This window comes from Mycobacterium sp. E2462 (assembly GCF_001672685.1).
GTDB lineage: Bacteria > Actinomycetota > Actinomycetes > Mycobacteriales > Mycobacteriaceae > Mycobacterium.
In genome coordinates, this window is sequence record NZ_LZKC01000146.1 from 1 (window position 1) to 3,054 (window position 3,054).

Below are 3,054 nucleotides of genomic sequence, written 5' to 3' on the forward strand. Positions count from 1 at the left end.
TGCCCGGTAGCGGAACCAGCAGCACGACGGGGCGGCGGGGCCGCCGGGTGCGGCCCTGCGGCGCCGCGCGGGTCGGTGAGTCGGTCACGCCACACCCCCCGCCGTCCGCGACGTCGCGACCAGGGCACCGTCGCGCAGCTGCAGGCTGCGGGGGCACAGCTCCTCCAGGCCGGCGACGTCGTGCGACACCACGATGACGGTGAGTCCCCGCTCGCGGCGCAGGGTTTCCAGCAGCCGCAGCAGGCCACGCTGGCTCGCCGCGTCCAGTCCCGCCAGGGGTTCGTCGAGGATCAACACCCGCGGCGAGCGCGCCAGCAGCCCGGCCAACACCACGCGGCGCATCTGGCCGCCGCTGAGCTGGTCGATGCGCCGCTTGCCCATCGCCGCATCCAGCCCCACCGAGGCGAGCGCCTCGGCGATGCGGTCGGTGTCGGTGGGCGAAAAACCGGCCGCGGAAGCGACTTCCATGTCGACGTGGTCGCGCATCAGCTGCAGCCGCGCCGACTGAAAGGACAGCGCGACGTCGCCCACGCGTTCGTCGGTGGGGACGCCGTCGAGCAGGCAGACGCCGGAGGTCGGCACGGTGAGGCCGGCCATGATCCAGGCGAGCGTGGACTTGCCCGACCCGTTCCCGCCGTGCAGCAGGATGCCGTCACCTTGTTCCACGGTGAAGCTGACGTTGCGCAGGGCGGTCTTGGACCACGGTGTGCCGCTGGCGTATTCGTGGCCGACGTCGATGACCTCCAACACCGGTGCCGGCCCGCGGTGGTCGATCGGCATGGCCAGTACCGGCGGGCTCACGGCGTCGGGCGTGTCCGCGTTGTCGCGGGAGTCGCTGAGCCGGATCACGCGGTCGGAGGACGCGGCCTCGTTGTCGTAGTGGGTGATGTGGACCAGCGCCGTCTGGCGCCGCTGCGCCAGGCCGGACAGCACGCCCAGCAGGGCGTCCCGGCCCTGTTGGTCGACCATGGTCGTGACCTCGTCGGCGATCAGCAGCGCCGGCTCCCGGGCCAGCGCGGCCGCGAGCGCGAGGCGCTGCAGCTCCCCGCCGGAGAGGCTTTCGGTGTCCCGCTCGGCGAGCCCGTCGAGGCCGACCTCGCTGAGCAACTGCTCCACGTCGATGTCGGTGCCCGGCGGCAGGCCCCACACCACGTCGTCGGCGACCCGGGTCCCCAGCACCTGGCTTTTGGGGTGCTGCAACACGATCGCGGTGCCGCCCATCTCGCCCAGGCCGACGGTGCCCGGGCGTTGCACGGTGCCGGCGGTCGGTTCGCGGCCGGCCAGGACCAGCATCAGCGTGGTCTTGCCGGAGCCGTTCGCGCCGGTGATCGCGACATGTTCCCCGGCCCGGATTTCGAGGCTGACCTCGCGCAGGGCGTCGCGATCGGCGTGGGGATAGCGGAACCGTACCTTGTCCAGGACCACCGGCACCGGTCCCACCGGGGCGTCCCCGGGCACGGTGTCGGCGGGGGGATCCAGCTTGTGCACGTCGGGGATGGCGCGCATGCGCTCCAGCAGGCGCGACAGCGCCGACCAGCTGACCCACGAGACGACGACGACCAGCAGGATCATGTACGGGAAGATCAGCAGGGGCCAGTGCTGCAGGCCGTCGCCGACGTAGCGCTTCAGCCCGTCGCCGAGCCCGTGCAGGTGCACCTTGTCCAGCAGCGACGCGATGCCGTTGACGTTGGCGTTGATGACGTCGAAGAACAACTGCCGCAGCCGGGTCAGGACCGCCAGCACGCCGACCCACCCGGCGCCCCACAGGACGCCGGCGACCAGGGACGAGGCGATCACCGTCGGGGTGCCGCGACCCCGGCGCTTGATGGTGCCGCACAGTCCACCGACCCAGGCGCAGTCGACGAGCATGAACAGGCTGCCCAGCCCGGCGATCAGGAACGCGATGACGCCGCCCGCGATCGTCGCCGCCATCAGGGCGCGCGGGCGGTACCGGTAGGCCAGCAGACCCATCGGCACCGTCCCGACCACGCCGAGCCCCTGAGCAAACGGGATGACGGCGGCGAGGATCTCGATTGCCGCGCACAGGGCTCCCATGACCGCGGCCTGTGCCAATTCGTTCGGCCGTAACGGCCCACCCCGGAATTGCCGTAACGGCAGCAATGTCACCTCCGCGATTCTGCCAGGCGTGAACAGAGGTGTCCGTCGAAGAGGCGTTTTGCGAACCACCCGCCGCGGCGCTCGCCCCTCCTATAGCAAAGCTATGCAAACATGGAAGGTATGGACAACGTCGTCGACACCGCGGACCTCGAAGCCCAGCAGGGACTGGGCGCCGACCTGCTCGCTGTGGTCGCGAGGCTCAACCGGCTGGCCACGCAGCGCATCCAGATGCCGCTGCCGGCGGCGCAAGCCCGGCTGCTGGCAACCATCGAAGCGCACGGCGAGGCGCGAATCGGTGACCTGGCCGCCGTCGACCACTGTTCGCAGCCGACGATGACGACGCAGGTGCGCCGCCTCGAGGAGGCGGGCCTGGTGACCCGGACGGTCGACCCCTGCGACGCCCGCGCGGTGCGCATCAAGATCACCACCGACGGACGCCGGACGCTGAACGCGGTGCGGGCCGACCGCGCCGCGGCCATCGAGCCGCAGCTGGCGCAGCTGGCCCCCGCGGATCGCGACGTGCTCGGGCAGGCGGTGGACGTCCTGCGGCGCCTGCTCGACAACGCCGCACTGACGGGTCGCCGTAGCGCGCCCTGAGCGCCACGGCGCTGGTAAACCGACCGGCCGCCAGGGTAGACCCGGGATAGACCTTCAGGCGGCCCGAAACGATCGACGAAAGGTGGCGACCCATGCGGACCGAGGCTGCGGCCTTCCCGTTGACCGTCTGGGTCGGGTCGGCCCGCTTCACCTTCCACCCCGGCCGTGATGTCGTCGTCGGCTACGGTCCCGGCTGCGACCTGGCCCTGGAGCGGCTCGTCCCCGGCCCGCAGGCGCCGCCCGCGCCCCGCCGTGACGTCGTGCTGCGCTTCACCGGCAACCAGTGGGTGGCCCTCGACGTGGGCCAGCACGGCATCTTCGTCGACGGATTGCGGGTGC

2 protein-coding genes and 1 pseudogene are annotated in these 3,054 nt (G+C 71.8%); 2 read left to right on the forward strand and 1 reads right to left on the reverse strand.

The annotated features are described in order from the left end of the window. Positions 1-84 precede the first annotated feature (84 nt). The gene (locus A5714_RS06795; RefSeq protein ID WP_231975816.1) at positions 85-2,127 is read right to left on the reverse strand and encodes a DUF2232 domain-containing protein; all 2,043 of its coding nucleotides are present in this window, start codon (positions 2,125-2,127) and stop codon (positions 85-87) included. A 111-nt stretch (positions 2,128-2,238) separates the two neighbouring features. On the opposite strand from A5714_RS06795, the gene A5714_RS06800 reads away from it, so the two are divergent. Together A5714_RS06800 and A5714_RS06805 are read left to right on the forward strand one after the other, a co-directional pair. After that, on the forward strand, positions 2,239-2,715 hold the full coding sequence (locus A5714_RS06800) for a MarR family winged helix-turn-helix transcriptional regulator (RefSeq protein WP_068205082.1): 477 nt from the start codon (positions 2,239-2,241) through the stop codon (positions 2,713-2,715). A gap of 92 nt (positions 2,716-2,807) precedes the next feature. Then, positions 2,808-3,054: pseudogene (locus A5714_RS06805) on the forward strand (ABC transporter); the annotation flags it as partial.